At 68.9% G+C, this 26,753-nt stretch carries 28 protein-coding genes and 2 pseudogenes; 15 read left to right on the top strand and 15 right to left on the bottom strand.

What is annotated here, in order from left to right:
* Positions 1-158: 158 nt before the first annotated feature.
* The 3 genes and pseudogenes from MRAB57_RS04735 to MRAB57_RS04725 form a co-directional block, all read right to left on the bottom strand.
* A pseudogene (locus tag MRAB57_RS04735) lies at positions 159-959 on the bottom strand (exodeoxyribonuclease III); the annotation flags it as partial.
* A 17-nt stretch (positions 960-976) separates the two neighbouring features.
* Positions 977-1,729: a GNAT family N-acetyltransferase, cg3035/Rv0428c family gene (locus MRAB57_RS04730; protein ID WP_077086530.1), complete on the bottom strand. Its 753-nt coding sequence runs from the start codon at positions 1,727-1,729 to the stop codon at positions 977-979.
* The gene (locus MRAB57_RS04725) at positions 1,729-2,322 is read right to left on the bottom strand and encodes a peptide deformylase (RefSeq protein WP_077086529.1); all 594 of its coding nucleotides are present in this window, start codon (positions 2,320-2,322) and stop codon (positions 1,729-1,731) included. Before MRAB57_RS04725 ends, MRAB57_RS04730 begins: the two co-directional genes overlap by 1 nt.
* Before the next feature lie 194 nt (positions 2,323-2,516).
* On the opposite strand from MRAB57_RS04725, the gene napA reads away from it, so the two are divergent.
* Genes napA through MRAB57_RS04690 form a run of 7 tightly spaced genes read left to right on the top strand, consistent with a single transcriptional unit; the run spans position 2,517 to position 7,714 of the window.
* On the top strand, positions 2,517-2,825 hold the full coding sequence (gene napA / locus MRAB57_RS04720) for a nucleoid-associated protein NapA (protein WP_077086528.1): 309 nt from the start codon (positions 2,517-2,519) through the stop codon (positions 2,823-2,825).
* Positions 2,826-2,844: 19 nt separating this feature from the next.
* The gene (locus tag MRAB57_RS04715) at positions 2,845-3,327 is read left to right on the top strand and encodes a LytR C-terminal domain-containing protein (RefSeq protein WP_077086527.1); all 483 of its coding nucleotides are present in this window, start codon (positions 2,845-2,847) and stop codon (positions 3,325-3,327) included.
* Positions 3,328-3,359: 32 nt separating this feature from the next.
* Entirely contained in the window at positions 3,360-4,091 is a 732-nt protein-coding gene (sodC, locus tag MRAB57_RS04710) for a superoxide dismutase[Cu-Zn] (protein ID WP_077086526.1), read from the top strand.
* Positions 4,072-5,211: a glutamate--cysteine ligase gene (locus MRAB57_RS04705; RefSeq protein WP_108637881.1), complete on the top strand. Its 1,140-nt coding sequence runs from the start codon at positions 4,072-4,074 to the stop codon at positions 5,209-5,211. Before sodC ends, MRAB57_RS04705 begins: the two co-directional genes overlap by 20 nt.
* Positions 5,211-5,876: an LON peptidase substrate-binding domain-containing protein gene (locus tag MRAB57_RS04700; RefSeq protein ID WP_077086524.1), complete on the top strand. Its 666-nt coding sequence runs from the start codon at positions 5,211-5,213 to the stop codon at positions 5,874-5,876. The genes MRAB57_RS04705 and MRAB57_RS04700 overlap by 1 nt, the downstream gene beginning before the upstream one ends.
* Complete coding sequence (locus MRAB57_RS04695) at positions 5,877-6,899, top strand: TIGR03617 family F420-dependent LLM class oxidoreductase (protein ID WP_077086523.1); 1,023 nt, start codon at positions 5,877-5,879, stop codon at positions 6,897-6,899.
* Positions 6,896-7,714 (top strand): enoyl-CoA hydratase/isomerase family protein, encoded by an 819-nt coding sequence (locus MRAB57_RS04690; protein WP_077086522.1) that lies wholly within the window; start codon positions 6,896-6,898, stop codon positions 7,712-7,714. The genes MRAB57_RS04695 and MRAB57_RS04690 overlap by 4 nt, the downstream gene beginning before the upstream one ends.
* Here the strand turns inward: MRAB57_RS04690 and MRAB57_RS04685 are convergent, their stop codons facing one another.
* The 4 genes and pseudogenes from MRAB57_RS04685 to MRAB57_RS29485 form a co-directional block, all read right to left on the bottom strand.
* Positions 7,715-8,644 carry an SDR family NAD(P)-dependent oxidoreductase gene (locus tag MRAB57_RS04685; RefSeq protein ID WP_077086521.1) on the bottom strand — a complete coding sequence of 310 codons (930 nt, stop codon included), beginning with the start codon at positions 8,642-8,644 and terminating at the stop codon, positions 7,715-7,717. It lies immediately after the preceding gene.
* A gap of 19 nt (positions 8,645-8,663) precedes the next feature.
* Positions 8,664-10,001, bottom strand: a complete 1,338-nt coding sequence (locus MRAB57_RS04680; protein WP_077086520.1) for an MFS transporter — start codon at positions 9,999-10,001, stop codon at positions 8,664-8,666.
* Between the two features lie 248 nt (positions 10,002-10,249).
* Positions 10,250-10,645 carry a DUF2867 domain-containing protein gene (locus tag MRAB57_RS29490; protein WP_342743359.1) on the bottom strand — a complete coding sequence of 132 codons (396 nt, stop codon included), beginning with the start codon at positions 10,643-10,645 and terminating at the stop codon, positions 10,250-10,252.
* A 57-nt stretch (positions 10,646-10,702) separates the two neighbouring features.
* Positions 10,703-11,068: pseudogene (locus tag MRAB57_RS29485) on the bottom strand (hypothetical protein); the annotation flags it as partial.
* Positions 11,069-11,089: 21 nt separating this feature from the next.
* Here MRAB57_RS29485 and MRAB57_RS04670 point away from each other — a divergent pair.
* Positions 11,090-11,698: a TetR/AcrR family transcriptional regulator gene (locus MRAB57_RS04670; RefSeq protein WP_077086518.1), complete on the top strand. Its 609-nt coding sequence runs from the start codon at positions 11,090-11,092 to the stop codon at positions 11,696-11,698.
* On the opposite strand, the gene MRAB57_RS04665 is transcribed toward MRAB57_RS04670, so the two are convergent.
* The 5 genes from MRAB57_RS04665 to MRAB57_RS04645 all read right to left on the bottom strand — a co-directional run bounded on the left by MRAB57_RS04665 (position 11,672) and on the right by MRAB57_RS04645 (position 17,744).
* Entirely contained in the window at positions 11,672-13,831 is a 2,160-nt protein-coding gene (locus tag MRAB57_RS04665) for an AAA family ATPase (protein WP_077086517.1), read from the bottom strand. The genes MRAB57_RS04670 and MRAB57_RS04665 overlap by 27 nt on opposite strands.
* Entirely contained in the window at positions 13,828-14,730 is a 903-nt protein-coding gene (gene pssA, locus MRAB57_RS04660) for a CDP-diacylglycerol--serine O-phosphatidyltransferase (protein ID WP_077086516.1), read from the bottom strand. Before pssA ends, MRAB57_RS04665 begins: the two co-directional genes overlap by 4 nt.
* Entirely contained in the window at positions 14,727-15,449 is a 723-nt protein-coding gene (locus tag MRAB57_RS04655; protein ID WP_077086515.1) for a phosphatidylserine decarboxylase, read from the bottom strand. Before MRAB57_RS04655 ends, pssA begins: the two co-directional genes overlap by 4 nt.
* Positions 15,450-15,578: 129 nt before the next feature.
* Complete coding sequence (gene moeA, locus MRAB57_RS04650) at positions 15,579-16,778, bottom strand: molybdopterin molybdotransferase MoeA (RefSeq protein ID WP_077086514.1); 1,200 nt, start codon at positions 16,776-16,778, stop codon at positions 15,579-15,581.
* A gap of 18 nt (positions 16,779-16,796) precedes the next feature.
* On the bottom strand, positions 16,797-17,744 hold the full coding sequence (locus MRAB57_RS04645; RefSeq protein WP_077090392.1) for an SDR family NAD(P)-dependent oxidoreductase: 948 nt from the start codon (positions 17,742-17,744) through the stop codon (positions 16,797-16,799).
* A gap of 56 nt (positions 17,745-17,800) precedes the next feature.
* Here MRAB57_RS04645 and MRAB57_RS04640 point away from each other — a divergent pair, with 56 nt between their 5' ends.
* Both MRAB57_RS04640 and MRAB57_RS04635 read left to right on the top strand, forming a co-directional pair.
* The gene (locus MRAB57_RS04640; protein WP_077086513.1) at positions 17,801-18,280 is read left to right on the top strand and encodes a VOC family protein; all 480 of its coding nucleotides are present in this window, start codon (positions 17,801-17,803) and stop codon (positions 18,278-18,280) included.
* Positions 18,271-19,710, top strand: coding sequence for a flavin-containing monooxygenase (locus MRAB57_RS04635; protein ID WP_077086512.1), 1,440 nt, complete (start codon positions 18,271-18,273; stop codon positions 19,708-19,710). Before MRAB57_RS04640 ends, MRAB57_RS04635 begins: the two co-directional genes overlap by 10 nt.
* On the opposite strand, the gene MRAB57_RS04630 is transcribed toward MRAB57_RS04635, so the two are convergent.
* Entirely contained in the window at positions 19,695-20,747 is a 1,053-nt protein-coding gene (locus MRAB57_RS04630; protein WP_077086511.1) for an alpha/beta fold hydrolase, read from the bottom strand. The two genes, MRAB57_RS04635 and MRAB57_RS04630, sit on opposite strands and share 16 nt — an antisense overlap.
* A 115-nt stretch (positions 20,748-20,862) precedes the next feature.
* On the opposite strand from MRAB57_RS04630, the gene MRAB57_RS04625 reads away from it, so the two are divergent.
* Positions 20,863-21,462 carry a TetR/AcrR family transcriptional regulator gene (locus MRAB57_RS04625; RefSeq protein WP_077090391.1) on the top strand — a complete coding sequence of 200 codons (600 nt, stop codon included), beginning with the start codon at positions 20,863-20,865 and terminating at the stop codon, positions 21,460-21,462.
* On the opposite strand, the gene MRAB57_RS04620 is transcribed toward MRAB57_RS04625, so the two are convergent.
* A complete protein-coding gene (locus MRAB57_RS04620) occupies positions 21,450-21,941 on the bottom strand; it encodes a cupin domain-containing protein (RefSeq protein ID WP_077086510.1) in 492 nt (163 codons plus the stop codon). The two genes, MRAB57_RS04625 and MRAB57_RS04620, sit on opposite strands and share 13 nt — an antisense overlap.
* Between MRAB57_RS04620 and MRAB57_RS04615 the strand changes: the two genes are divergently transcribed.
* A complete protein-coding gene (locus MRAB57_RS04615; RefSeq protein ID WP_077086509.1) occupies positions 21,940-22,677 on the top strand; it encodes a M24 family metallopeptidase in 738 nt (245 codons plus the stop codon). The two genes, MRAB57_RS04620 and MRAB57_RS04615, sit on opposite strands and share 2 nt — an antisense overlap.
* On the opposite strand, the gene MRAB57_RS04610 is transcribed toward MRAB57_RS04615, so the two are convergent.
* On the bottom strand, positions 22,674-23,588 hold the full coding sequence (locus tag MRAB57_RS04610; protein WP_077086508.1) for an SDR family NAD(P)-dependent oxidoreductase: 915 nt from the start codon (positions 23,586-23,588) through the stop codon (positions 22,674-22,676). The genes MRAB57_RS04615 and MRAB57_RS04610 overlap by 4 nt on opposite strands.
* Before the next feature lie 102 nt (positions 23,589-23,690).
* Between MRAB57_RS04610 and MRAB57_RS04605 the strand changes: the two genes are divergently transcribed.
* The 3 genes from MRAB57_RS04605 (at position 23,691) to MRAB57_RS04595 (ending at position 26,725) form a co-directional block, all read left to right on the top strand.
* Positions 23,691-24,257 (top strand): TetR/AcrR family transcriptional regulator, encoded by a 567-nt coding sequence (locus MRAB57_RS04605; protein WP_077086507.1) that lies wholly within the window; start codon positions 23,691-23,693, stop codon positions 24,255-24,257.
* A gap of 177 nt (positions 24,258-24,434) precedes the next feature.
* Entirely contained in the window at positions 24,435-26,060 is a 1,626-nt protein-coding gene (groL, locus tag MRAB57_RS04600) for a chaperonin GroEL (protein WP_077086506.1), read from the top strand.
* 290 nt (positions 26,061-26,350) lie between these two features.
* Positions 26,351-26,725: a heme-binding protein gene (locus MRAB57_RS04595; RefSeq protein ID WP_077086505.1), complete on the top strand. Its 375-nt coding sequence runs from the start codon at positions 26,351-26,353 to the stop codon at positions 26,723-26,725.
* The last annotated feature ends 28 nt before the right edge of the window (positions 26,726-26,753 follow it).

Below are 26,753 nucleotides of genomic sequence, written 5' to 3'. Positions count from 1 at the left end.
TCGTCGCTCGTCGCAAATCGCGTGTCAACATGTATACCCGTTGAACGCAAAGTTAACGGCTATGACGCAAATTGATCACACATCTAACAGGGGAAAATGCTGCCACGTTGTAATCGCATAGACAACGTGGAGTCGCCCTGGAATTTAGCCGCTTTCGGTTTGCTCACATCGACCAAAACCGGCGCGTGATCGCTGGGCGCCTTGCCTTTGCGCTCGTCGCGGACGATCTGCGCGCCGGTCACCCGTCCGGCCAGCCCCGGCGACGCGAGGATGAAGTCGATCCGCATGCCCTGCCGCTTGGGGAACCGCAACTGGGTGTAGTCCCAGTAGGTGTAGACGCCCGGCCCCGGCGTGAAAGGCCTTACCACGTCGGTGAATTGGGCGTCGACAATCGCGTTGAACGCCCGCCGTTCCGGCTCGGAGACGTGCGTGGCACCGGCAAAGAACTCGGTGTCCCACACGTCGTCGTCGGTGGGGGCGATGTTCCAGTCGCCGACCAACGCGATCGGTGAGGCGGGGTCGTCCCGCAGCCAGCCGGACGCCGTATCACGCAGCGCGGCAAGCCAATCCAGCTTGTAGGTGTAATGCGGATCGGCCAGGGTGCGGCCGTTGGGTACGTACAGGCTCCACACCCGGACGCCGGCACAGGTGGCCCCGATGGCGCGGGCTTCCGCGGTGGCGGCCACCTCCGGCTTGCTGCTCCAGCTGGGCTGGCCGTCGAATCCGATCTGCACGTCCTCGATGCCGACGCGGGAGGCGATCGCCACGCCGTTCCACTGATTGAAGCCGACGTGGGCCACCTCGTAGCCCAGCTCGAAAAACGGCAGGGTCGGGAATTGGCTGTCGGAGCACTTGGTCTCCTGCATGGCCAGCACGTCGACGTCGCCGCGGGCGAGCCAGTCGACAACGCGGTCCACGCGGGTGCGAATCGAATTCACATTCCAGGTTGCTAGCCGCAAGCTCCCGTCGGGCATGGCTAGACGGTATCCCAGCCGCCGGGCCGCGCCGTGACGTAGCGGCGACGATGGTGCAGCCGGAAACCCAGCGACTCGGCCAGGCTCACACCGGCGGTGTCGTCGTCGACGACTTCCAGGTAAGCGCGGGTCGCGCCGCACCGCGCACCCCAGGCCAACAGGGCCTCACTCGGAACCGAAAGTCCCACCCACCGAGTGCCGTCCGGCGCGTCGGCGACCGTCGCACCTGCGGGCGGATCCTGCGGCTCCTGGGTCGAGGAGGCGGCAACGTCGCGCACCAGCACGCGCTCGGTGCGTTCGCTCACCAGGGCCGGCGGCAGTGCGAGCAGGCGGTCGGGAACGGCGAGCCGGGGCGTCAGCCCGCGGCGCTCGTACCAGTCGACGATCCCGGGCAGCGCCGTGAGCCGGGCCGAAAGATCCAGTGGGATAGCCGAATTCACCGACAGGGCGGGGCCGGGGTCGGCGCGCAGCAGCCAGCCGTCCAGCCAGGTCAGTTCGGCCGCGGGCCGGGCCGCGGCGACCGCGTGTTCGAGCGCCCGGATCGCCGAGGTGCGCACCGGTGCGTCGGTCAGCGACCGCAGCGCCACCACATCGGCGGGCGCGAACTCGACGACGGCGCCTGTCTTGGTCCGCACCCGGACCATCGGATCGATCGCGAGCAGGTGCCCGACCGCGTCGGTGAGCGGCGGGTCCGATCCGGCGGGCCGCCGGTAGCGAACCGTGACCCGGGTGCCGAGGTTCGGCCACGAGAGCATCAGTGGCCGAACGGGTCCGGTTCCTCGCCCGGCATCCACGACAGCCCGGGGACTCCCCAGCCGTGGGACTTGACGGCGCGTTTCGCCGCGCGGGCATGCCGGCCGATGAGGGTGTCCACGTACAGGAACCCGTCGAGGTGCCCGGTCTCGTGCTGCAGCATCCGGGCGAACAGGTCACTGCCCTCGATGGTGACCGGATTGCCGTCGGCGTCCAAGCCGGTGACCCGGGCCCACTTCGCCCGGCCGGTGGGGAACGACTCGCCCGGAACCGACAGGCAACCCTCGTCGTCGTCGCCAGGGTCGGGCATGGTCTCGGGGATCTCGGAGGTTTCCAGGATCGGGTTGATCACTACCCCGCGGCGCCGCTGGGTCTGGCCGCGGTCGTCGGCGCAGTCATAGACGAACAGCCGCAGCCCGTGCCCGATCTGGTTGGCGGCCAGCCCGACGCCGTGGGCGGCGTCCATCGTGTCGTACATGGTGGCGATCAGGGCGGGCAGATCCGCGGGCAGCGAACCGTCGGCGGCGACGGCCACCGGCGTTGTCGGGGTGTGCAAGACCGGATCTCCGACGATGCGAATTGGTACGACTGCCATGGTCGGCTAGCTTAGGCGCGCGGGCGATGCGGCCTGCGCGGCGGCGGGCAATCGAAGTCAATCGGCCGACTCGCGGGTCTGGATGAGCGCTTGAGGGTTCGCGACGTGTTTCAATATTCGCCGAAACATGCCCCTATATAAGTCAAGTCATTCGAGCAACACGGAATTTGCCGGAAGGGTCCAGGGGAAGCGATATGGACAGCGCCATGGCGCGGGCTAATCAATCGGGGGACGAGTCTGATATCGCCGACGGCCTGACCCGCCGCGAGCATGACATCCTGGCGTTCGAACGCCAGTGGTGGAAATTCGCCGGTGTCAAGGAAGACGCGATCAAAGAGCTCTTCTCGATGTCGGCCACCCGCTACTACCAAGTGCTCAACGCCCTGGTTGACCGGCCCGAGGCACTGGCAGCCGATCCGATGCTGGTGAAGCGGTTGCGGCGGCTGCGCGCCAGCCGGCAAAAGGCCCGGGCGGCGCGGCGCCTCGGCTTCGAGGTGACCTGACTCGCTACAGTAGGGCTCGATGAAAGAGCGTGTCCCCGACTCCACGGGACTTCCCCTGCGGGCCATGGTGATGGTGCTGTTGTTCCTCGGCGTCATCTTCCTGCTGCTGGGATGGCAGGCCCTGGGCTCGTCCGGGAACTCCGATGACGACACCGCGTCGCCGGTCTCCAGCACCAGCAGCGCCGCCAGTTCGTCGTCGTCGACTTCGACCAGCGCCAAGCCCGCGGCGAATGCGGCCGACGTGCACGTGTACAACATCTCCGGCAAGGAAGGCGTCGCCGGGCACGCGGCGGACCAACTGAAGGCCGCCGGCTTCAAGGTCGTCGACGTCGGGAACCTCTCGATACCCGATGTGCCGACCACGACCGTCTACTTCACCGACGCCGACGGCGAGCACGCCACCGCCGACGCGGTGGGCAAAAACTTGGGCGCGCCCGTCGAACAGCGAACTGCCGCATTGTCCGGCCAGCCGCCCGGCGTCATCGTCTTGGTCGCGGGCTGACTTGAGGTCGTGAGCCGGGATAGGCTCTCGTTATGCCAATGCCCGCCGGTCGTCGCGATGCCGTTGCCGCCACCACGTCCGCACTGTCTGTTTCGTTGTTAGCCGCGAGCGTCGCGCTGCTAAGCGCCTGCTCGTCGCCGCAACACGCGTCGTCGGTTCCGGGCACCACGCCGCCGGTCTGGACGGGATCGTCCGCGCCGGCGGGTGCGGCGGGTGCCGCGGGTGCGGAGACCCCGCAGGCCGGCGCGCGGAGCGTGACGACCCACCTGCGGGCGCCGGACGGCACCCAGGTGGCGACGGCCAAGTTCGACTTCAGCAACGGATACGCCACCATCACGATCGCCACGACCGGCGTCGGCCAGATCGCGCCGGGGTTCCACGGCGTGCACATCCACAAGGTCGGTAAGTGCGAAGCAAATTCGGTCGGTCCCACCGGCGGTGCGCCCGGCGACTTCCTGTCGGCCGGCGGTCACTTCCAGGCGCCCGGCCACTCCGCCGATCCCGCCAGTGGCGACCTCACCTCGCTTCAGGTGCGCCGCGACGGCGTCGGGACGCTGGTGACCACCACCGACGCCTTCGCCCTGGACGACCTGATGTCGGGTGAAAAGACCGCCATCATCATCCACGCCGGGGCCGACAACTTCGGCAACATTCCTGCGGAGCGCTACACCCAGACCAACGGCACACCGGGGCCCGATGCCACGACGATGAGCACCGGTGACTCCGGCAAGCGGGTAGCGTGCGGTGTCATTGGTGCCGGCTAGCCGTCCCGTCACGCACATCGAATTCGCCCGGTCACCGCGGCCGACCCTCGGCGTCGAGTGGGAGTTCGCTCTCGTCGACGCGCAGACCCGGGACCTGAGCAACGAGGCCACCGCCGTCATCGCCGAGATCGGCGAAAACCCGCGCGTGCACAAGGAATTGCTGCGCAACACCGTCGAGGTGGTCAGCGGCGTCGCCGATTGCACGGGGCAGGCGATCGAGGATCTGCGTGAGACGCTGGGCCCCGCGCGCCGCATCGTGCGGGCCCGCGGCATGGAGCTGTTCAGTGCCGGGACACACCCGTTCGCACAGTGGACCACCGCGAAGCTCACCGACGCGCCGCGGTACGCCGAGCTGATCAAACGCACGCAGTGGTGGGGCAGGCAGATGCTGATCTGGGGCGTGCACGTGCACGTCGGCATCTCGTCGGCGCACAAGGTGATGCCGATCATGACCTCGCTGCTGCAGTACTACCCGCACCTGCTGGCGCTGTCGGCGTCCTCGCCGTGGTGGGTCGGCGAAGACACCGGATACGCGAGCAACCGGGCGATGATGTTTCAGCAGTTGCCGACCGCCGGGCTGCCGTTCCAGTTTCAGACCTGGTCTGAGTTCGAGGGCTTCGTCTACGACCAGAAGAAGACCGGCATCATCGACCACATGAACGAAATCCGTTGGGACATCCGGCCTTCGCCGCACCTTGGCACGCTCGAGGTGCGGGTCTGCGACGGGGTGACCAACCTGCGCGAGCTCGGCGCGCTGGTCGCGCTGACGCACTGCCTGATCGTCGACCTGGACCGCCGGCTGGAAGCCGACGAGTCGCTGCCGATCATGCCGCCCTGGCATGTGCAGGAAAACAAGTGGCGCGCGGCGCGTTACGGCCTGGACGCGGTGATCATCCAGGACGCCGACAGCAACGAGCGGCTGGTCACCGACGACCTCGTCGATCTGCTGAACCGCCTGGAGCCGGTCGCCAAGTCGTTGCGCTGCTCGGACGAGCTGGCCGCCGTGGCCGACATCTGGCGTGGCGGCGCGTCGTATCAGCGGCAGCGGCGGGTTGCCGAGGAGCACGATGGCGATCTGCGCGCGGTGGTGGACGCGCTGGTGGGCGAGCTCGAGATCTGATGATCGAACTCGAACCCCTTGAGCTGGCGATGTTTCCGCTGGAGGTGGCCCTGCTGCCGGACCAGGATCTGCCGTTGCGCATCTTCGAGCCGCGTTATGTCGCATTGGTGCGGCACTGCGTCGACGAAGGCGATCCCTTCGGCGTGGTGCTGATCTCCCGGGGCCGCGAGGTCGGCGGCGGCGATTCCCGTTGCGATGTCGGCGTGTTGTCCCGGATCACCGAATGCATCGAGGTCGGCGCGGACCGCTACTCGCTGGCCTGCCGGACCGGCGAGCGAATTCGGGTGTGCGAGTGGCTGTCCGACGATCCCTACCCGAGGGCGTCGGTGCGGCTGTGGCCCGACGAGCCCGGCGACCCGGTGACGCCGGCGCAGCTGCGCGGCGTCGAGGACAAGGTGATCGCGTTGTTCGAACGGATCGCGGAGGCGCGCGAGGCCCAGTTGCCGGACCGCGACGTGCTGCTGGGCTACGGCGAGACCGGCGCCGAGGATGCCGGGCAGCGGTTGTTCACGTTGGCATCCCGTATCCCGCTGGGGGCGGCCGACAAGTACAGCGTGCTCGCGGCGCCGTCGGCGGCCGCCCGACTGGCCGTGCTCGACGAGGCGGTGGTGGCGGTCGCCGAGATGCTCGAATTCCAGCTGTCGACTAGAGGACCCGACGAATAAGTGAAAGTACATCTGCAGATTGACGGGTCGCCGACGGCGGCCGCCGCCAGCGCGGCCGAGATCGCCGCGACCGGCGCCGACGGGGTGTTCACGTTCGAGGGCCAGCACGACGTGTTCTTCCCGCTGATCCTCGCGGCCGGCACCACCGATGCGGACCTGATGACGAACGTGGCGATCGCCCCGCCGCGCAGCCCACTGCACCTGGCGCACACCGCCTATGACTTGCAGGCCTACAGCGGCGGCCGGTTTCGCCTCGGGCTCGGTTCGCAGATCAAGGTGCACATCGAAAAGCGCTACGGCAGTAAATGGGAACGCCCGGCGGCGCGGATGGCCGAGGCCGTCGCCGCGATCAAGGCGATCTTCGCGGCCTGGGAAGGCCAGTCGCGCCTGGACTTTCGGGGTGAGTTCTACACGCACACCATCATGGCGCCCAACTTCAATCCAGGCCCCAACCCGTTCGGCCCGCCGCCGGTGCTGCTGGGCGCGCTGGGACCGGTCATGACGCGCACCGCGGCCGAAGTCGCCGACGGGCTACTGGTGATGCCGTTCAACAGCGCCCGCCACTTCGCCGAGCGCACGCTGCCGGCGATCGACGAGGGCTTGCGCCGTTCGCAGCGAACGGCTTCCGGTTTCGAGATCATCGTGCAGGCCATGGTCGCCGTCGGGCGCGACGAGGCCAACCTGGCGGCCGCGGTCAACGGGGTGGCCTCGCTGATCGCGTTCTACGGCTCAACCCCGGCGTATCTGCCCGTCCTCGAGGTCGAGGGGTGGGCGGACATCCAGCCCGAGCTCAATGCGCTGTCCAAGCAGGGCCGCTTCGCCGAGATGCGGGCGCTGATCACCGAGGAGATGGTGGCCCGCATCGGGATCATGGGCACGCCCGAGCAATGCGCGCAGCAGATTGCCGAGCGGTTCGGCGAGCACGCGGGCGAGGTGTGTTGCTATTTCCCGGGTTACACGCCGCGCAGCGCCGACATCACCGACCTGATCAGCGCGCTGCACCGGACCCCGGCCCTGCGATGAGCCCCGACGTGCTGGTCGAGGTGAGCGCCGGCGTCGCGGTGCTCACGCTGAATCGGCCCGAGCACCTCAACGCCTACACCGCCGAGATGGGCGCGCTGCTCAGTCGCGCGTACCGGAACTGCGACGAGGACGACGACGTCCGCGCGATCGTGCTAACCGGTGCGGGCCGGGCGTTTTGCGCGGGGGCGGACTTCTCCGACGGCGCAACGCCGTTCGACGCGCCCGGCGACGACGGCGCGTTCTCCGCGTCGCCGATCGACCCGGCGGCCTTCGAGTTGTGCAAGCCGGTGATCGCCGCGCTCAACGGTCACGCCGTGGGCATCGGGCTGACGATCGCGCTGCAGGCCGATATTCGCGTCGTCGCCGACGACGCGAAATACGGGGTGGTGCAGGTGCGCCGGGGCGTGATCGGTGACTGCATGTCGCACTGGACGTTGACGCACCTGACCAATCTCGGGGTGGCCGCCGAGGTGCTGCTGACCGGCCGGACGTTCACCGGTAGTGAGGCCGCCGCGCTGGGGATCGCGAACCGGGCGATGCCCGCCGACCAGGTGCTCGAGCACGCGCTGGAGATGGCCCGCGACATCGCCGTCAACGTCGCACCGATGTCGGCCGCGTTGTCCAAACGGCTGTTGTGGGACAGCGCGATTCACAACTACAGCCCGCGGCAGGTCGCCTCGCTGGAAACGCAACTGCACCGCCGGGTGATGGGCACCCCCGACGCCGCCGAGGGCGTGGCCGCCTTCTTCGACAAGCGGCCGCCGCGGTTCAGCGCGAGCGTGTCGAGCGAGTGGACGGCCCTGCCGGCGGACTAGTCAGCTGCCACAGAGCGTTTCGGAGAGAGCCCAGAAATCGACGGCCCGTTGCTCATCGCACGCGTGCGGGGCGACGGCGTCGCTGACCCTGCAGTCTTCGAGGTACAGCCCGCCCCGGCCCTCCAGCTCGGGGCTTACTGCGGCCCAGACCTGAGTGGCCGCACCCTGGTCCGGCATCAGGAGGTCGAGGTGGCCGTCGCTCTGCCCGCCGTGCGCCGCGCTGTTGGCGGCGACGAGCTTGCGGAGGTTGGAGAAATCCTCGCGGGACATGTAGCGCGCCAGCGACGTGGCCACCGTGCCGGGATGAACGGCGAACGCGCGGACTCCCTCGCCGCGCAGGCGGCGGTCGGCTTCCTTGGCGTGCAGGATGTTCGCCGTCTTGGACGCGCCGTAGGCGACGAACTTGTCGTATTCGCGCCGCTCCCAATTGGGATCGTCGAAATCGACGTCGCCCATGATGTGTCCTCCGGAAGACAGGACGACCAGCCGGGCGCCCTGTGCGGCCGCCAGCTGGCGGGTCAGCAGCCGGGTGAGTTCGAAGTGACCGAAATGGTTTGTCCCGATTTGGTTTTCGAACCCATCGGCGGTGCGCTCGAATGGCGTGAACATGACGCCCGCGTTGTTCATCAAGACGTGGATCACGGGCGCGATGTCGGCGATCGCCACGGCCGCCGCGCGCACGCTGGACAGCGAGGTGAGGTCGAGAACCACCTTGGAGGTACGCGCGCCGGGCACCTCGTCGGCTATCCACTGGGCCACTTCGGCCGTCGCTTCGTGGTTGCGTGCGGCGAGCACCACGTGCGCGCCCGTGGCCGCCAACGCGCGCGCCGACTGTCGGCCGAGCCCGGCTGAGGCACCGGTGATCACACAAACCTTGCCGGACAGGTCGATTCCCTCGACGATCTCGCACGCGGTGCGGCGTTCGGTCATGCGGCCAGAGTGTAAGCCGTCAGGACACGCCGACGGGAACTTTGGCGGGAGCGGGTTCGGCGAGGTTGATTCGCTTGGCGATCGACAACCCGGCGACCAACGCGCCGATGAAGTACAGCGCCGCCGCGACGTGGAGCAACCGAGCGAAGCTGTCGTTTGTCAGCGTGCCTGCGGCGATCAGCCCGACGCAGGCAACCGAACTCAGTGCCGATGTCCTGCCCACCGCGTTCTGCAGGGCCGCCGCCACCCCGCTGCGGGCCGGGTCGACGGACGACAGGCTCACCGCGGCCAGCGGCGTCAGCGTCAGCACCGAACCGATGGCCACCACGATCGTCCCGGGCAGCAGATGGGTGACGATGTTGAACCCGTGCCCGGGGCGGATGAGCAGCAGGCCCAGGCCGGCCAGCAGCGGGCCCGTCGTCAAAAAGACCCGCGGCCCAACCCGTGCGGCCAGGCGACCCACCCGCTTGGCGAACAGAAACGACATGACCGGTGTGGGCAGCGTCGCCAAACCTGCGACGGTCGCGCAATATCCGGCGACCTCTTGGGTGTAGAGGGAGACCGCCAGGGCGCCCATCGTGATGGCGCCGTAGACGAACGCGGTGGTGACGTTCGCTCCCGCGAAGTTGCGGCTGGCGAAAAGACGCAGCGGCACCAAGGGGTTCGGGGCCCGGCGCTGCCACGCCGCGAACGCCACGAGCGCGCCGACGCCCAAGCACAGCGACACCGCGACACGGGGATCGGACCAGCCGTGCTCGCGCGATTCGATGAGGGCGTAGACGGTGGCGGCCAGGCCCGCCGCCGACAGGACGGCCCCGGCGACGTCGAGGCGGACGCGTTGGGTGGGTCGCGGCGTGGGGCTCAGCCAGAACGTCAGCGCGAAACCGATGACCATCGGGACCGCCGATAGGGCATAGATCCAGCGCCAACTCAGGAAGTCCACCGCCAACCCGCCCAGCAGCGGGCCAACCGCAAACGCGGTGCCGGTCCACGCGGTCCACGATCCGATGGCCGCCGGACGGTCGGCGCGGTCGAACGTCGAGTTGATCAGCGCCAGGGAGCCGGGCACCAGGAACGCCGCACCGAGGCCCTGGATGACGCGCCCGGCGATCAGCACGACCGGCGAGGGCGCGCCGGCCGCCAGCACCGAACCGGTCCCGAAGGCCACCAGCCCGAACCGGATGACGGGCACCCGCCCGAACAGGTCGGACAGGGAACCGCCGGGCAGGATCGTGGCCGCCTGCGCCAGCAGGTAGCCGTCGACGATCCATTGCTGTAGGCACAGGCCGCCGCCGAGCTCACGCGCCGTGGCAGGCAGCGCCAGATTCACCACGGTGGTGTCGAGGAAGGCGACCATGAGACCATGGTGGCCACCAGCATCACCCGGTTCGCGGGTGCGACGTCGCGCAGCCTGTCGAGTAGTCGAGATGGGGGCGCGGGCGCGGTAGCAACGTTCGCGCGAGCGGGCTGTAGCGCGATCATGTTGGTCTTACGGCGCGGCCGTCGTCGTCGTTCATCTGATTCCTCCTCGACGGCCGCGAATCACGGTGATTCGCCAACCCTCTCGGGAAGATGTATACGGCGGGGTTACACGCGGACTGGGAATCAGCCGTGGTGGGCGTGTGCCTGTCGCGGAGCGTTCGCGGCGCGCTCGATCAGTCGCGGCGCGATGACCCGATGCATGGGACCGACGACGGCCCAGACGATCGGGGCCGCGACCTTGCGGTGATAGTGCACGCGGGTGGTGAGTGTGGCACGCCGGCCGTCCTCGCGCCGCAGCGTCAGCTCGCCGCGCATCAGCGGCCCGGTTGTCGCCAGCCGGATTTCGTCGGCATCCGAACGCGCTATCCGCCAGCCGATCAGGTGATCGGGCGAGGAAGGCGGGCCCAGGCGAAAACCCAACACGTGGCGGTGAATCCACAACACGACACCTCCGCCGCGTTCGTGCCCCAGCGCGTCACGGAACATCTGCTCCGCGGGCCGCGCGTCACCGGGCGGGATCGGGGCCTCGAAGACATCGGTGTAGTCGGACGCGGCCGCGCCGGATTGCTCGGTAAGTACAGCCGCCGCAATGCGTTTCAGCGTCCAGCGCGTCACCGCCGCATGGCCGCCGGTGCCGATGACGAGGCTGCGATAGATCCTTCCGTGCGGGCCGGGGAAGGCCGCCCACGTGGTGGCGCGCACCCGGGTGCGGCCTTCCGATTCCTCGTCCAGCTCGAACACCCATCGATAGACGGCAAACGGGTGGCGGCCCCTCAGCGCGAACCGCTGCGGCGGACGGGCTTCGTCGAGGACGAAACCGGTTGGCACGGTGGCCGGGTCGCCCGGGTCGCGACACATGACTCTCAGCAGCGCCGACCACGTGTCTGCGCGATTCGCTTCGACGGTTATGGCATGCTCATCGATATAGGGTAATCGTTCCATATAGAAGGAATATACTAGATCATGGCCCCTCCGCGGAAGCATGGAACCGATGTGATCCTCGACGCCGCCCGCACGCTGGTGCTCGAGGGCGGGCCCCGCGCGGCCAGCGTCGCGGCGATCGCGAAGTCAAGCGGTGCGCCCGCGGGCACGCTGTATCACCGGTTCGGCAATCGCGACGGCATCCTGACCGCCGCGTGGCTGCGCGCGCTGGAGCGCTTCCAGTCCCGGGCGATGGCGGCCTCGGAGCCCGGCACTGCCGATACGCCGCTGGACACCGCGGTCGCGATGGCGGTATCCGCGATCGGCTTCGCGCGTGAACTCCCCGACGATGCCCGGCTGCTGCTGACCATCCGCCCCGGCGACCTGCTCGACGACGAGCCCGACGCGCAATTCCAGGAGACGGTGGCCGCGATGAACGCGCCCCTGACCCAGCGGGTCGGCACCCTCGCCCGAAAATTGTATGGGCACAAGGATTCCCGATCGGTCGACGCCGTCTCGCGCGCGGTCGCCGACCTGCCGTATGCCGTCGTGCGGCGCCACGCCTACGCCGAGCCGATGCCGTCGTGGCTGGAGGCCGATGTCGCGGCGTCGGTGCGGGCGGTGCTAGAGGGCTTTGGCAAACGCGCGTAAAGATTCCACCTGCGTGGGATCCAGCGACGGACGCACGGCCTTCCGGGCCGCCGCGAGGTCGGCGGCGGTGACGTCGGCGGCGTCGATGGAACGCCGCATCGCGGTCAGCGCGGCCTCGCGCAGCAGCGCCACACAGTCGGCCGCGCTGTAGCCGTCGAGCTCGGCGGCGACCGCGTCCAGGTCGACGTCGGCGGCCAGGGGTACGGATTTGCCCGCGGTGCGCAGGATTTCGCGGCGAGCCGCGGCGTCGGGCGGTTCGACGAAGACCAGCCGCTCCAGCCGGCCCGGGCGCAGTAGCGCGGGGTCGATCAGATCGGGCCGGTTGGTGGCGCCCAGCACCACGACGTCGCGCAGCGGGTCGATGCCGTCGAGCTCGGTGAGCAGCGCGGCCACCACCCGATCGGTCACGCCGGAGTCGAAGCTCTGTCCGCGCCGCGGCGCCAGCGCGTCCACCTCGTCGAGGAACACCAGCGAGGGCGCTGAATCCCTTGCCCGCCGGAATAATTCGCGGACCGCCTTCTCCGAGGAGCCCACCCACTTGTCCATCAGCTCGGAGCCTTTGACGGCGTGCACGGACAGCTGGCCGGTGCTGGCCAGCGCGCGAACCACAAAGGTCTTGCCGCAGCCGGGCGGCCCGTATAGCAGCACCCCGCGCGGCGGATCGACGCCCAACCGGGCGAACGTGTCGGGATGCTGCAGCGGCCACAACACCGCCTCGGTCAGCGCCTGCTTGGCCTCGGCCATGTCCCCGACGTCGTCGAGCGTCACGTTGCCGACCGTCAGCTCCTCGCTGGCCGAGCGCGACAGCGGCCGGATGACGCTGAGCGCACCGACCATATCGTCCTGGTTGAGCTTCGGCGCCCCGCCGTCGGCGCTGGCCCGCGATGCCGCCCGCAGCGCCGCTTCGCGCACCAGCGCGGCGAGATCGGCAGCGACGAAACCCGGTGTGCGGCTGCCTATTTCGTCGAGATCCAGCGTGTTGGTGGGCACCGACTTGAGCAGCGTCTCCAGCAGGGCCTTGCGGGTGGCGGCGTCGGGCAGCGGCAGGCCCAGTTCGCGGTCGCAGAGCTCGGGGGCGCGCAGCCGCGGATCGAGCTGATCGGGGCGCGCGGAGGTGACGATCAGGGCCACGCCGTCGGTGGCCACGGCGGTGCGCAGTTCGGCGAGGATCAGCGCGGCCACCGGCTCGGCGGCGGCCGGCAGCAGCGCGTCGGCGTCGGTGATCAGCAGCACGCCACCGCCGCCGCGAATCGCCGTCACCGCGGCGGCCACCGCCTTGATCCGGTCGTCGGCGGCCAGCGCGCCGATCTCCGGGCCGTCCAGTTCCACCAGCCTGCGACCGGCGCACACCGCGCGCACCATCGTCGTCTTGCCCACTCCGGCCGGACCCGACACCACCACGCCCAGGTTCGCTTCTGCTCCAAGGGTTTTCAGCAGGTGCGGCTCGTCGATGGCGAGCTTGAGCCATTCGGTCAGCTTGGCGGCCTGGGCCTGCGAGCCCCTGAGCTGATCGACGGAGATCGCGGGTTTGACGATCTCGGCCCGCTCCCGCGGGCGGGCCTCAGCGCTAACGGGAACCCCGGCGCCCCAGCCGACTTGAGAGTTGGGCTGCACGCTGACCGGCCCCTCAGGGTCGACCCCTGTCACCGTCAGCAGCTCCGAGGTCCAGCTGATGCCGACGGCGGCGGCCAGCGCCCGGCTGGCGGCCGACGTCGAGGTGCCCGGGCCCAGGTCGCGGGGCAGCAGCGACACCGCGTCGCCGACGGTCATCACCTTGCCCAACAACGCCTGTCGCAGGGTGGCCGCCGCGATCGACTGGCTGGTCAGCGACGAGCCGCTCAGCGTCACCGACCGCGCGCCGTACACGGTGACGGTGCCGACGATCACCTCGCTGCCCTCGCGCAACCCGGCGTTGGACAGCGTCACGTCGTCGAGCAGCACGGTGCTCACCGGCGAATCCGGGTCAGCCAGGCCGGCCACCGCCGCGGTACTCCGCGAGCCGGTCAGCGACACCGCGTCCCACTCACGGATGCCAAGGGCCGCAACGGCATTCGGGTGCATCCGGACGACTCCGCGACGGGAGTCGACGGCCGAGGTGTTCAGCCGCGCCGTCAGCGTGAGCTGTCGTGTCACGGAAGACGGCCGCCCGGCTTACGCAGCCCCAGGCGGGTCATCGATCGTCCGCGCGGCTTGCCCAGCCCCAGCCGCGGTATCGGCCGGCGACTCGGCTGTTCCCGCCGGCTCGCGCGCCGCACGGCGCGCCGTTGCTCGCGATTTTCGTCCCACACCTCGGGGTGCGCGGCCAGCCAGCGCTGGTTGCGGATCGCGAACGGGATGTGGCACACGTAGGCGATGATGATCACCCAGATCAAGACGTAGGGCGCCAAAACCGCTGCCGCCGCGCAGATCGCCAGGATCGCCAACAGCGGGGCGGCCCAGGTCGGCGGCACCGCCGCCGCGTGCATCTTGCGCATCGGGATCTTGCTGATCATCAGCATCGAGGTCCCGGTGATCCAGATGCACAGGAATACCGGCGACGTCCACCAGCCGTCACCGAACTGCAGCTTGAGCCCGACCAGGCCGATCATCGAGATCGCGCCCGCCGGCGCGGGCATCCCGACGAAGAACTCGTGCGCATAGGCGGGCTGGGTGCCGTCGTCCTGCAGCGCGTTGAACCTCGCGAGCCGCAACACCACGCACACCGCGTACAGCAGCACCGCCACCCACCCGGTCGGCGACGTCGAGAACAGCGTCACGTAGAGCACGATCGCGGGTGTCACGCCGAAGTTCACCGCGTCGGCCAGTGAGTCGATCTCCGCGCCCATGCGCGACTGGGCGTCCAGGATGCGGGCCACCCGGCCGTCCAGGCCGTCCAGGATCGCCGCGGCGGCGATCAGCGCCATCGCCGCCTTCGGCTGATGCTCGAGCGCGAACTTGATGGACGTCAGCCCGGCGCAGATCGACAGCACCGTCATGGCGCTGGGCAGGATTTGCAGGTTCACCGGTCGCCTGCTGCGCAGCCTGCTGCTCACGGCAGTTCGGCCAATATCGTCTCGCCGCCGACCGCGCGCTGGCCCACCCTGACGACGGGTTCGCTGCCCGGCGGCAGGTAGGTATCCAGCCGCGAGCCGAACCGGATCAGGCCGTAGGTCTCGCCGATCGACAGTTTGTCGCCGACGTGCGCGTCGCACACGATGCGGCGCGCCACCAGGCCGGCGATCTGCACGGCGATCACGTCGGCGCCGTCCGGCGTCCGGATGCGCAGGCTGGTGCGCTCGTTTTCGCTGCTCGCCGCGGGAAGGTCGGCCGACCCGAAGCGACCCGGCCGGTGCTCGACGGCGATCACCTCGCCGCTGACCGGGGCGCGCTGCACGTGGGCGTCCAGGATCGACAGGAAGATGCTGACCCGCGGCCGGGGCGCGTCGCCCAGGCCGAGCTCGGCGGGCGGCGCCGCGGAGTCGATCACGCAGATCTCGCCGTCGGCAGGCGCGACGACGGCTCCGGCCCGGGTGGGGGGCACCCGCGGGGGATGACGGAAGAAGGCCGCGCTGGCGCCGGCGGCGAACAGGCCCGTCCGGCGCAACCAGCGCACATTGCGCCCGGCCAGCGCGACGGCCAGGCCTGCGGAGATGAATGGAACGCCGGCGGAGTGCACGGGCGGTACGGCTGAGCGCACCAACTCCACGACGTGCTTGAGGTCGAACGAGGGGTCCTCGGCCGTCTGGCCGATGGTGCGGGGGCGTCGGGCCACTCGGTCATCTTACGAAGAGAAGGCGCATCAGGGGTTGGTCCGGGCCCGGCTGGACGCAACTGCACGGTCTGGGGTGCTCGGCGACCGGCTGCGTCGCGCCAAGATGCCGCCGACGACTTTGCGCTGGGACTAGCGCAGATCCCAGACCTGCAGCTCGGTGCCGGCGGCCACCTCGACGATGTCTTCCGGGATGTCCAGCAGCGCGTTCGCCGACGCGAGCCAGCGCAGATGGTGCGACGCGGGCGGGCCGTAGCTGGTGACGGTGTCGGCGTCCAGGATCGCGCGGCGGAATTGGCGTTTGCCGCGCGGCGAGGTCAGCGACTCGGCCAGGACGGCGGTCCGCCGGGGCCGCTCGGGATCACCGAAACCCATCGCCGCGCGCAGGGCGGGCCGCAGGAACACCTCGAAGGACACCAGCGAGCTGACCGGGTTGCCGGGCAGGGTGACGATCGTCGCCCCGCCCACCCGGCCGACGCCCTGCGGCATGCCCGGCTGCATCGCCACCTTGACGAACTCCACGCCCGCCTCGCCGTCGCGGCCGAATACGTCCTTGACGACCTCGTAGGCGCCGGCGCTGACCCCGCCGCTGGTGATGATCACGTCGCAGCCGGCGGCGTGCTGGTCGAGGATCGAACTGAACTGCGCCACATCGTCTTCGGCCGTCGCGACGGCGATCACGTCGGCTCCCGCCTCGCGGACGGCCCCGGCCAGCATCACCGAGTTGGACTCGTAGATCTGCCCCGGCTGCAACGGCGTTCCCGGCGTCACGAGCTCGGTGCCGGTCGAAATCACCAGCACCCGCTGCCGCGGGATCACCGGCAGCCCGGCCAACCCCAGCGCGGCGGCCAAACCGAGGATCGCCGGCGTCACCACCTGCCCGGCGCGCAGGACGGTGGTCCCGAGCGCGACGTCTTCGCCGGCCCGCCGGATGTGCTTGCCGGGCGGCGAGCCCTGCTGAATGGTCACCGAATCCTCGCCGCCGTCGGTGTTCTCGACCGGCACGATCGTCGTCGCCCCGGCCGGCACCGGCGCGCCCGTCATGATGCGGTGTGCGGTGCCCGGGTCCAGCACCAGCAGGTCGGTGCGGCCGGCCGGGATGTCCTCGGCGACCGGCAGCACCACCGGGCGTTCGGGCGTGGCGTCGCCGACGTCGTCGGCGCGCACGGCGTACCCGTCCATCGCCGAGTTGTCGAAGACCGGTAGCGCCAGCTGCGCGACCACATCGTCGGCCAGGACCAGGCCCTGGGCTTCGGGCAGTGTGACCGTGACCGCCGAGCGGGCACGGATCATCTCGGCTACGACACGCTGATGTTCATCGACTGACCGCACCCGGCCATTATCGGCCCGTCAAACTCCGAACCGGACGCCGGTGAGTTCTTCGGAGACGGTCCACAGCCGCCGCTGCAGGTCCTCGTCGTGCGACTGCGCGCTGGACCGCACCAGCTTGGGGTGGCCGCGCTGTTCCATGAATCCGTCCGGGCCGTAGTACTGCCCGCCCTCGACGGCCGGATCGGTGGCGGCGCGCAGCGTGGGCAGCGCGCCCATGGCCGCGCTTTGGAACAGCACCGGCCCCAGCAGGGTGGCGACGGGTCTGACGATCGCCGGCAGGTTGCGCATCAGCTCGGTGTTGGAGCCGCCGGGGTGCGCGGCGGCGGCGATGGTGCTCGCGTCGGCGGCGGCCAGGCGGCGCTGCAGCTCGTAGGTGAACAGCAGATTGGCCAGCTTGGATTGCCCGTAGGCGGCCGCCCGGTCGTAGCGGCGCTCCCACTGCAGATCGTCGAAGTGGATCCCGGCCCGCATCCGGTGGCCCAGGCTGCTCACCGTCACCACCCGGGAACCGCGCACCGGCAGCAGCCGGTCGAGCAGCAGGCCGGTCAGCGCGAAGTGGCCCAAATGGTTTGTGCCGAACTGCAATTCGAAGCCATCGGCGGTGACCTGCTTGGGTGTGAGCATCACCCCGGCGTTGTTGATCAGCAAGTCGATGCCCGAGTAGGCGTTGCGCAGCGCGTCGGCCGCTGCGCGCACCGAGTCGAGCGAGGTCAGGTCGAGGGCCTGCAGGGTGACATGCACTTCTCGGGCCCCGTGGCCCGCGGCGGCCACGATCCGCGACAGAGCCTCGTTGCCCTTCTCGAGGTTGCGCACCGCCAGCACGACGTGCGCGCCGCTGTAGGCGAGCACCGCGGCCGTGTGGTACCCGATGCCGGTGTTGGCGCCCGTGATGACGACGACGCGGCCGCTCTGGTCGGGCACGTCGATCTGCGACCAGGTGCGATTCTGTTGCTCGGTTGCGGCCATGGCCGCCAACATACTCAGGGTCCCCGATCGGCGTTGCCCGACGTAGAGTCGAGAACGTGATTACCGGAATGGCCCACATCGGGGTGTGCGTCCCGGATTGTGAAGCCGCGGTGGCGTTCTACCGCGACGTGTTAGGCCTGCGTGTGCTCTCGCCGCCGTACGTGATGGCCGGTAATGCCATTCGCAACGACATGGGTGAGCTGGTGTCCGACCCGACGATGAAGGCGGCGATCGTCGGATTCGACGACGGCAGCGACCGCGTCCTCGAGGTGATCGAATACCTCAACGTCGACGGCGCGAACGAGCGGGCCGCAGCCGCGCTGACCGACCATGGCCTCTCCCACGTCGGGCTGATTTGTGAGGACCTCGACGCCACTCGGGCCGAGCTGGAAGGCAAGGGCGTCGAGTTCCTGGTCAGCGGAATCGCGGACGTCGCGAAGGTGCGCACCACGTGGTTCGTCGATCCGTGGGGCGTGGTGTTCATCCTGGTCGAGAAGTCCAGGCCCGAGCGACCCTACTTCTCGCAATGGGGCTGAAGCCGAGCGTCGCGGTCATCGGCGCCGGCGCCGGGGGCATCGCGATGGGAATTCAGCTCGCCCAGGGCGGCTACGACTTCACCATCTTCGACCGCGCCGACGGCTTCGGTGGCACGTGGCGGCACAACACCTTCCCGGGTGCGGCCTGCGATGTCCCGTCGCACTTGTACTCGTATTCCTTTGCGCTCAACCCGCGATGGAGCAAGACCTATGCCAACCAGCCCGAGATCCTGGCCTACTTGGAAAAGGTGGCCGCCGACCACGGGCTGGGCGAGCGGCTGCGTCCGCACACCGCGGTCGACACGCTGCGATGGTCGGACACCCGCCGGCGCTGGACGCTGATCACGGCGGACGGTGACGAGCACGAGTTCGACGCCGTGGTCAGCGCCGTCGGGATGCTCGACGTACCGCATGTCCCGGATATCCCAGGCGCACAACGGTTTCGGGGCCGACGCTTTCATTCGGCGCAATGGGATCACAGCAAGACCACCGCGGGGGATCGCGTCGCGTCCATCGGCACGGGCGCCAGCGCCATCCAGTACGTACCCGCGATCGCCCCGGAAACGGCACACCTCACCGTGTTTCAGCGGACCCCGATCTGGATCTCGCCGCGGTTCGACTTCCCGTTCACGCCCGAGCAGCACGCGGAGTTCGAACGCCACCCCGCGGCCGCGCAGAAGCTGCGCGACGAGGCCTTCGACGCCTACGAGTCGTCCAGTTTCGACGTCGACGCCGAGCAGACCCGCGAGGCGACCGAACTCGCCCGCAGCTACCTGATGCGCAAGGTGACCGACCCCGAGCTGCGCGCCAAGCTGACGCCGGACTACCCGGTCGGGTGCAAGCGGCCGCTGATGTCGCGCGAGTGGTATCCCACCTTCGCGCTGCCCAACGTCAGCCTGGAAACCAGCGCCATCGCCGAGTTGACCGAACGCGGGGTGCGCACGGCCGACGGCGTCGAACACCGCGTCGACACGATCATCTACGGCACCGGGTTCAAGGCCGCCGACTACCTGGCGAGCATCGACGTGTATGGCAGCGGCGGCCGCCACCTGCGCGACGACTGGTCCGACGGTGCCGAGGCATACCTCGGCACGCTGGTCGCCGGCTACCCGAATTTCTTTACGCTTTACGGCCCCAACACCAATGGGGTCAACTCGATCATCTACATCCACGAGGCGCAGACGACGTTCGTCCGCCACCTCCTGGACGTGATGGGGCAGCGCGGCGCGCGCGCCATCGAGGTCACCCGGGACGCGCAGCGCCGGTACAACGACGAGATCCAAGCCGACATGGCGAACAAGGTGTGGCTCGCGTGCACCAACTACTTCCGCCATCCCAGCGGCAAGGTCGTCACCCAATTGCCCTACAGCGGAGCGACATTCTTCGAGCGCACCCGCACGATGGTCGACGGTGACTACGAACTGAACTGACCGCGCAGCCAGGCGATGATCGTCGGGACCACCTCCGGGGCCTTGCTCATCGCGCAGTGGCCGGTACCCTCGATCATGCGGACTTCGGTCTTCGGGCGACCCTCGAAGACCAGGGTGTCCGATTGCGGGACGAAGTAATCGTCGGCGCCGTTGACCACCAGCATCGGCGAATTCGTCTGCTGTGCAAGTAGTTCCGTCCAAATTAGCTGTCCCATGCCGGCGCTGAGCTCGTCGAGCGTGGGGGAGTGGTCCCAGTGCATGGCGTTGCCCAGGATGTCGTGCATGCCGTAGGGCAGGCGGGTCAGGTTCTGAGCTCCGAACGCCTCGTTGACCGGGCCGCCGAGATCGACTGCGGCGTCCACGATTCCGGCCAGCCCGGACATCGCGGCGAAGTTGCCGCCGAACGAGGCGCCGAAGTGGGCGACCCGGCCGTCGCCGAGCGAGCGTGCGTAGTCCGCGATTCCGCGGACGACCTCGTCGGCATAATTGTTCAGCGGGACCGCCGTCTCCCCGGTGCCGGGGTGGTCGAAGGCCAGGGTGGTGACGCCGGCGCCCCCGGTGAACCCGACCCACCACGGGTCGATGTCCATCTTCCAGGTGTCCACCCCGCCGCTGGCGATCAGCACCGGCCGGGCCGCATGATTGTCGTCGGCGGAGTAGAGGTGGACCGGCACGTCGACGGTGCCGCCGCGGTAGGGCACCGTGATGATGCGGCGCTCGAAGGCCACCGGAAAGTCCTTGGCCGCCAACTCGAATTGCTCGAGCTGGTTTTGCAATGCCCGTTCCCGGGCCGGATCGGTCAGGCAGGGGAATTTGGCGCAGCCGTAGACCATCGAGGCCAGGTAGTGGTCGCCGCGGTCGGCGTATTCGGTTGCCAGCCTTGACCATTCGTAGGACCAGCCGCCGGGGGCGTCGGCCCACATGTCGGTCACCGCGGCCCGGACGCGCTCGATGTCGTCAAGTGGGATGCCGAACTTGGCGAACTGATCCGTGCGGTCGACGAACATGTCCGCGGTGTCGATGTCGTAGGTGTACATGGTGTCAGCTCCTGATCCCCTCACCCGCAACGTTTTCACGGGCCGTTGAAACTAGTTTCACGGTACGTTGAAGAAAGTCTCAACGCAAGAGGAAATTCACGCTACGATGAAACTCATGCCGAAGAAGTCGTCAACTCCCGGGCCGCGAGACGAACGGGGCGTGCTGGCGGCGCGCATCGTGGCGGCCGCCCGCGAGGAGTTCGCCGAACACGGCTGGGCGGGCACCACCATCCGGGCGGTGGCCCGCGCTGCCGACGTCGACCCGGCACTGGTGTACCACTACTTCGGTTCCAAGGGGGGCCTGCTGGACGCGGCGACGAACCCGCCGCAGCGGTGGCTGGAAAACGTCGCCAAGGTGTGGACGACGCCGGTCGATCAGCTCGGCACGGCGGTGCTGACGCTGATGCTCGCCAGCTGGGCCGACGCGGAAGTCGGGCCGACGCTGCATGCGATCCTGCAGACCGCCGCACACGAGGCCGCCACCCGGGAGAAGCTCCGGCGCGTGGTCGAGGGCAGCCTGATGGGGGTGTCGCAGCTGGGCGCCGACGAACGGGATCGCCTGGTCCGCAGCGGGCTGATCGCGTCGCAGACAATCGGCTTCGCGCTGATGCGCTATGTCTGGAAGATCGAGCCCATCGCGTCGATGACCGACGACGAGGCGATCGCCGCGATCGCCCCCAATCTGCAGCGCTACGTCGGCGGTCAGATCCAGTAGTTGTCGTGTCGGACGAACCATTCCCGCCGTTCGTCATCGGTCATGTCGGCCAGCGCCGCGAAGCCCTCGAAGTAGCTCTCCCGCGGTGCGCCCGGGGCGAACAGCATCAGGATCGACGCCGGCTCGTCGGCCTCGTTGCGGAAACCGTGGATCCCGCCGGGCGGGACGTAGAGGAAGTCGCCCTGATTCCCATCGACCCAGTCGGTGCCGTCGTAGAGCTTCATCGTCCCGGACAGCACGAAGAACGCCTCGGACATCGCGCGGTGAAAGTGGGCCGGCGGCCCGCCGCCGGCGGGGCCGATGTCGACGCGGTACAGGCCGTAGTCGCCGTCGGTGGCCTGCTGGTTGGCCAGGTAGTGGTACCGGACGCCGTTGGACTCGTAGTCGGGCGGTTCGCCGGCGCGCTTGAGCCAGGCGCTGACCTCCGGCTCGGCCTTGGTGTAGCGGGGCGGCGGATACGGCGGCACGACGAGCGACATGTTTTCCAGCCTGCCAGTTAGCATCGCGAGAGTGGAGGTCTTCGAAAAGGGGCCGGAAGACGCACGCGTGGAACGGCTCCTCGACGCCCAGGACAAGGCGGCCCAACTGTTCGAGGAGATCGAGCGGCGCGCGATGATCCGCCCGGGCGTGGGGGAGAAGGCGTTATCCGACGAGATCCGCGACCTGGCCGCCGACCTGCTCGGCGTGACGTGGCACTGGCACCGGCGGATCGTGCGAGCCGGCGAAAACACGTTGCTGCCCTTCAAGGAACACCCGCCGGACCGGGTGATCGCCGCCGACGACATCGCCTTCCTGGACCTGGGCCCGATCTTCGAGGAATGGGAGGCCGACTTCGGGCGCACGTTCGTGCTGGGTGACGACCCGGCGAAAGAGGCTGTCCGCGAAGCGCTTCCGCGGGTCTGGCAGGCCGGCCGCGACTATTTCCGTCAGCATCCGGACGTCACGGGCGCCGAGTTGTACGACCACGTCGTCGGTTTGGGCCGCGCCGAGGGCTTCGACTGGGGCAGCCCTATCGCCGGGCATCTGGTCGGCGAGTTCCCGCACAAGAAGATCGTCGGCGACGGCGCCCAGTGGTACATCACGCCCGGGTCGGATAAACCCATGCGGCGCAACGACGGTCGCGGGCGGCCGTGCCACTGGATCCTCGAGGTCCATCTGGTCGACCGCCCGCGCGCGTTCGGTGGTTTCTACGAGCAGCTGCTCGACCTGTCCTAATCGATGGAGTACGTCACGCCGGTGAGCTCCTCGGAGACCGTCCACAGCCGGCGCTGCTTGTCGGCGTCGTGCGACTTCGCGCTGGACCCCACGACCTTGGGGTGGCCCTGGGTTTCGGCGAATCCGTCCGGCCCGTAGTACTGCCCGCCGAGCACGCCCGGATCGGTGGCGGCGCGCAATTGCGGCAGCGCGCCTGCGGCCGGGTTCTGGGCGACCAGCGGTGCGAGCCGCTCGAAGGCGAAGTTCAGCCAGGTGGGCATGTTGCGCATCAACTCCGTGTCCGACATGCCGGGGTGCGCGGCCGCGGCGATCGTCGTGCCGTGCGCGGCGAGCCGGCGCTGCAGTTCGTAGGTGAACAGCAGGTTGGACAGCTTGGCCTGCCCGTACGCGGCGACCCGGTTGTAGCGGCGCTCCCACTGCAGGTCGTCGAAGTGGATGTCGGCCAGGATGCGGTGGCCGACGCTGCTGACCGTGACGACCCGGGAGCCGGCGACCGGCAGCAGCCGATCCAGCAGGAGGCCGGTGAAGGCGAAGTGGCCCAGGTGGTTGGTACCGAACTGCAGCTCGAAGCCGTCCTTGGTGGTCCCCTTCGGCGTGTACATCACCCCGGCGTTGTTGATCAGCAGGTCGATGCGGTCGTAGCTGGAGCGCAGCTGCTCGGCCGCGGCGCGCACCGAGTCCAGCGACGTCAGGTCGAGCTCCTGCAGCGCGACGTCGGCCTGGGGGCTGTTGGCCGTGATCCGCGCTACGGCGTCCTTGCCCTTGTCGAGATTGCGCACCGCGAGCACGACGTGGGCGCCATGCTCGGCCAATGCCAGGGCGGTCTCGTAGCCGAGGCCGGTGTTGGCGCCGGTGATGACGGCGACGCGGCCCGACTGGTCGGGAATGTCCGCTGCGGTCCACTTGGCCATGGGGGTGCTCCTAAGCTTGTAGAGTAAACGGGGCGAGTGCTCCGGTTGATTGTCCACTATACGGAACGTACGCCCCGCTTTGTCAATTGAAAAGTAGGTGAAATGGCGGAATCGGCCCGGCCGTTGCGTGCCGACGCGGCGCGCAACCGTGCGCGCGTCCTGGACGTCGCCTACGAAACTTTCGCGGCCGAGGGCCTGTCGGTGCCGATCGACGAGATCGCGCGGCGCGCCGGGGTCGGCGCCGGGACTATCTACCGGCACTTCCCGACCAAGGAGGCGCTGTTCGCCGCGGTCATCGACGACCGGATGCAGCACCTGGTCAACGACGGTTATGCCGTGCTGAAATCGGGCGAACCTGGCGAGGCGCTCTTCAGCTATCTGCGCTCGCTGGTGTTGCAGTGGGGCGCGCGGGATCGCGGCCTGGTCGACGCGCTGGCCGGGCTCGGCATCGACATCGACGCCGTCGCACCCGAGGCCGAGGAGGCATTCCTGGCGATGCTCGGCGACCTGCTGACCGCGGCGCAGCAGGCGGGTACCGCGCGGCGCGACATCGGCGTGCGCGAAGTCAAGGCGATCCTGGTCGGATGCCAAGCGATGGAGGCGTACAACTCGGCGCTGGCCGAGCGGGTAACCGATGTCGTCGTCGACGGTTTACGAGCGGCCCGTTAGCGCCGGGGTCTTCTTGCACTCGGCATAGGCGAGTGCTAAGAATGACCTTGGCACTCGCGACTCGTGAGTGCTAGGTCGGGACGGTGAGACCAAGCCCTTAGACAGCTGTGGTCGTCCGTCGCGGGCACTGCGCCCGGCCAGAACTTGTCATCCCCAATCCGGAGGAATCACTTCGCAATGGCCAAGACAATTGCGTATGACGAAGAGGCCCGTCGCGGCCTCGAGCGGGGCCTCAATGCCCTCGCCGATGCGGTAAAGGTGACGCTGGGCCCCAAGGGCCGCAACGTCGTCCTGGAGAGGAAGTGGGGTGCCCCCACGATCACCAACGATGGTGTGTCCATCGCCAAGGAGATCGACCTGGAGGACCCGTACGAGAAGATCGGCGCCGAGCTGGTCAAGGAAGTCGCCAAGAAGACCGACGACGTCGCCGGTGACGGCACGACGACGGCCACGGTGCTGGCCCAGGCGCTCGTCAAGGAGGGCCTGCGCAACGTCGCCGCCGGCGCCAACCCGCTGGCTCTCAAGCGCGGCATCGAGAAGGCCGTCGAGAAGATCACCGAGACGCTGCTGAAGTCGGCCAAGGACGTCGAGACCAAGGAGCAGATCGCTGCGACCGCGGGCATCTCGGCTGGCGACCAGTCGATCGGCGACCTGATCGCCGAGGCCATGGACAAGGTCGGCAACGAGGGCGTCATCACCGTCGAGGAGTCCAACACCTTCGGCCTGCAGCTCGAGCTCACCGAGGGCATGCGGTTCGACAAGGGCTACATCTCGGGCTACTTCGTCACCGACGCCGAGCGTCAGGAAGCGATCCTGGAGGACCCCTACATCCTGCTGGTCAGCTCCAAGGTGTCGACGGTCAAGGACCTGCTGCCGCTGCTGGAGAAGGTCATTCAGGGCGGCAAGCCGCTGCTGATCATCGCCGAGGACGTCGAGGGCGAGGCGCTGTCCACCCTGGTCGTGAACAAGATCCGTGGCACCTTCAAGTCGGTGGCCGTCAAGGCTCCCGGCTTCGGTGACCGCCGCAAGGCGATGCTGCAGGACATGGCCATCCTCACCGGTGGTCAGGTCGTCAGCGAAGAGGTCGGCCTCTCCCTGGAGACCGCCGACGTCGCGCTGCTCGGTAAGGCCCGCAAGGTCGTGATCACCAAGGACGAGACCACCATCATCGAGGGCTCCGGTGACTCCGACGCCATCGCCGGCCGGGTGGCCCAGATCCGCGCCGAGATCGAGAACAGCGACTCCGACTACGACCGCGAGAAGCTGCAGGAGCGCCTGGCCAAGCTGGCCGGCGGTGTTGCGGTGATCAAGGCCGGAGCTGCCACCGAGGTGGAGCTCAAGGAGCGCAAGCACCGTATCGAGGACGCGGTGCGCAACGCCAAGGCCGCCGTCGAAGAGGGCATCGTCGCCGGTGGTGGCGTGGCCCTGCTGCAGGCCGCACCGGCGCTGGACAAGCTGAAGCTGTCCGGTGACGAGGCGACCGGTGCCAACATCGTCCGCGTGGCGCTGTCGGCTCCGCTGAAGCAGATCGCCTTCAACTCCGGGCTGGAGCCCGGCGTTGTGGCCGAGAAGGTCACCAACTCGCCCGCTGGCACCGGCCTGAACGCCGCCACCAACGAGTACGAGGACCTGCTCAAGGCCGGCGTCGCCGACCCGGTCAAGGTAACCCGTTCGGCGCTGCAGAACGCGGCGTCCATCGCGGGGCTGTTCCTGACCACCGAGGCCGTCGTTGCCGACAAGCCGGAGAAGGCCGCCGCTCCCGTCGGCGACCCGACCGGTGGCATGGGCGGTATGGACTTCTAAGTCCAAGCTTTACGAAGAAGCCCGGTTCCCTTGTGGGGCCGGGCTTCTTCGTGTCTCGGGGCGTGCAGCCTGGGCGACGAGCGTGCGGCCCGGGCGTTGCGTGTGCAGCCCTGGCGGAGCGTGTGAGCTCAGGGCGGGATTTCGGCGATTTTCCCGCCGTGGCTGCACTGCCAAAGCCGTCGTTGCACTGCCGACGCCGTGTTGCACTTCGCTGTGTCTCGGGCTTTTCCGCATTTTTGGGTAACTGATGTACTGAAGGTTCGAGCAGTCGGGTACGAAGGGACCACGCAATGAGCAACTCGTTATGGCGCACAGTTTTCGGAGTGATCCCCGTCGGGGTTCTGTGCGTCATGATCGCGCCAACCGCGGGTGCCGCGCCCGACCCCTGCTCGGCAAGCGGGGTCGCCGCCACCGCCAGCGTGGTCCTGAACTCGGCGAGCGGATACCTCGACGGGCATCCCGATGCCAACAACGTGCTGACTACCGCGGTCAACCAATCGCCCGATGACGCAAAGGCGGCCGTCCGTGGTTATTTCCTCGGCCATCCCGGTGAGGCGTTGGAGTTGAAGGGCATCGCGCAGCCGCTGCTGGACCTGCGCAGCCGATGCAACACATCCGTGTCGCCGGACCAGTTGGCGGCCTTGTTCGATGCGCTGTCCGGCTAGGCGGGGGGCCGCGGGCGGCGGGTAGGTT

This window comes from Mycobacterium rhizamassiliense, assembly GCF_900157375.1.
Classification (GTDB): domain Bacteria; phylum Actinomycetota; class Actinomycetes; order Mycobacteriales; family Mycobacteriaceae; genus Mycobacterium; species Mycobacterium rhizamassiliense.
Note: the sequence above shows the minus strand (reverse complement) of the source record. Positions and strands in the feature narration are given on the sequence as shown.

Bases quoted from the DNA above. Each gene is read 5' to 3' on its own strand.
- MRAB57_RS04685 (WP_077086521.1), bottom strand. From the start codon at position 8,644: ATGACCGAACGCCGCACCGCGTGCGAGATCGTCGAGGGAATCGACCTG.
- groL (WP_077086506.1), top strand. From the start codon at position 24,435: ATGGCCAAGACAATTGCGTATGACGAAGAGGCCCGTCGCGGCCTCGAG.
- sodC (WP_077086526.1), top strand. From the start codon at position 3,360: ATGCCAATGCCCGCCGGTCGTCGCGATGCCGTTGCCGCCACCACGTCC.
- MRAB57_RS04595 (WP_077086505.1), top strand. From the start codon at position 26,351: ATGAGCAACTCGTTATGGCGCACAGTTTTCGGAGTGATCCCCGTCGGG.
- MRAB57_RS04700 (WP_077086524.1), top strand. From the start codon at position 5,211: ATGATCGAACTCGAACCCCTTGAGCTGGCGATGTTTCCGCTGGAGGTG.
- MRAB57_RS04625 (WP_077090391.1), top strand. From the start codon at position 20,863: ATGCCGAAGAAGTCGTCAACTCCCGGGCCGCGAGACGAACGGGGCGTG.
- MRAB57_RS04610 (WP_077086508.1), bottom strand. From the start codon at position 23,588: ATGGCCAAGTGGACCGCAGCGGACATTCCCGACCAGTCGGGCCGCGTC.
- MRAB57_RS04635 (WP_077086512.1), top strand. From the start codon at position 18,271: ATGGGGCTGAAGCCGAGCGTCGCGGTCATCGGCGCCGGCGCCGGGGGC.
- MRAB57_RS04605 (WP_077086507.1), top strand. From the start codon at position 23,691: ATGGCGGAATCGGCCCGGCCGTTGCGTGCCGACGCGGCGCGCAACCGT.
- MRAB57_RS04615 (WP_077086509.1), top strand. From the start codon at position 21,940: ATGTTTTCCAGCCTGCCAGTTAGCATCGCGAGAGTGGAGGTCTTCGAA.
- MRAB57_RS04680 (WP_077086520.1), bottom strand. From the start codon at position 10,001: ATGGTCGCCTTCCTCGACACCACCGTGGTGAATCTGGCGCTGCCTGCC.
- MRAB57_RS04620 (WP_077086510.1), bottom strand. From the start codon at position 21,941: ATGTCGCTCGTCGTGCCGCCGTATCCGCCGCCCCGCTACACCAAGGCC.
- MRAB57_RS04730 (WP_077086530.1), bottom strand. From the start codon at position 1,729: ATGCTCTCGTGGCCGAACCTCGGCACCCGGGTCACGGTTCGCTACCGG.
- MRAB57_RS04645 (WP_077090392.1), bottom strand. From the start codon at position 17,744: ATGGCCGCAACCGAGCAACAGAATCGCACCTGGTCGCAGATCGACGTG.
- MRAB57_RS04670 (WP_077086518.1), top strand. From the start codon at position 11,090: ATGGCCCCTCCGCGGAAGCATGGAACCGATGTGATCCTCGACGCCGCC.
- MRAB57_RS04630 (WP_077086511.1), bottom strand. From the start codon at position 20,747: ATGTACACCTACGACATCGACACCGCGGACATGTTCGTCGACCGCACG.
- MRAB57_RS04690 (WP_077086522.1), top strand. From the start codon at position 6,896: ATGAGCCCCGACGTGCTGGTCGAGGTGAGCGCCGGCGTCGCGGTGCTC.
- MRAB57_RS04715 (WP_077086527.1), top strand. From the start codon at position 2,845: ATGAAAGAGCGTGTCCCCGACTCCACGGGACTTCCCCTGCGGGCCATG.
- napA (WP_077086528.1), top strand. From the start codon at position 2,517: ATGGACAGCGCCATGGCGCGGGCTAATCAATCGGGGGACGAGTCTGAT.
- MRAB57_RS04725 (WP_077086529.1), bottom strand. From the start codon at position 2,322: ATGGCAGTCGTACCAATTCGCATCGTCGGAGATCCGGTCTTGCACACC.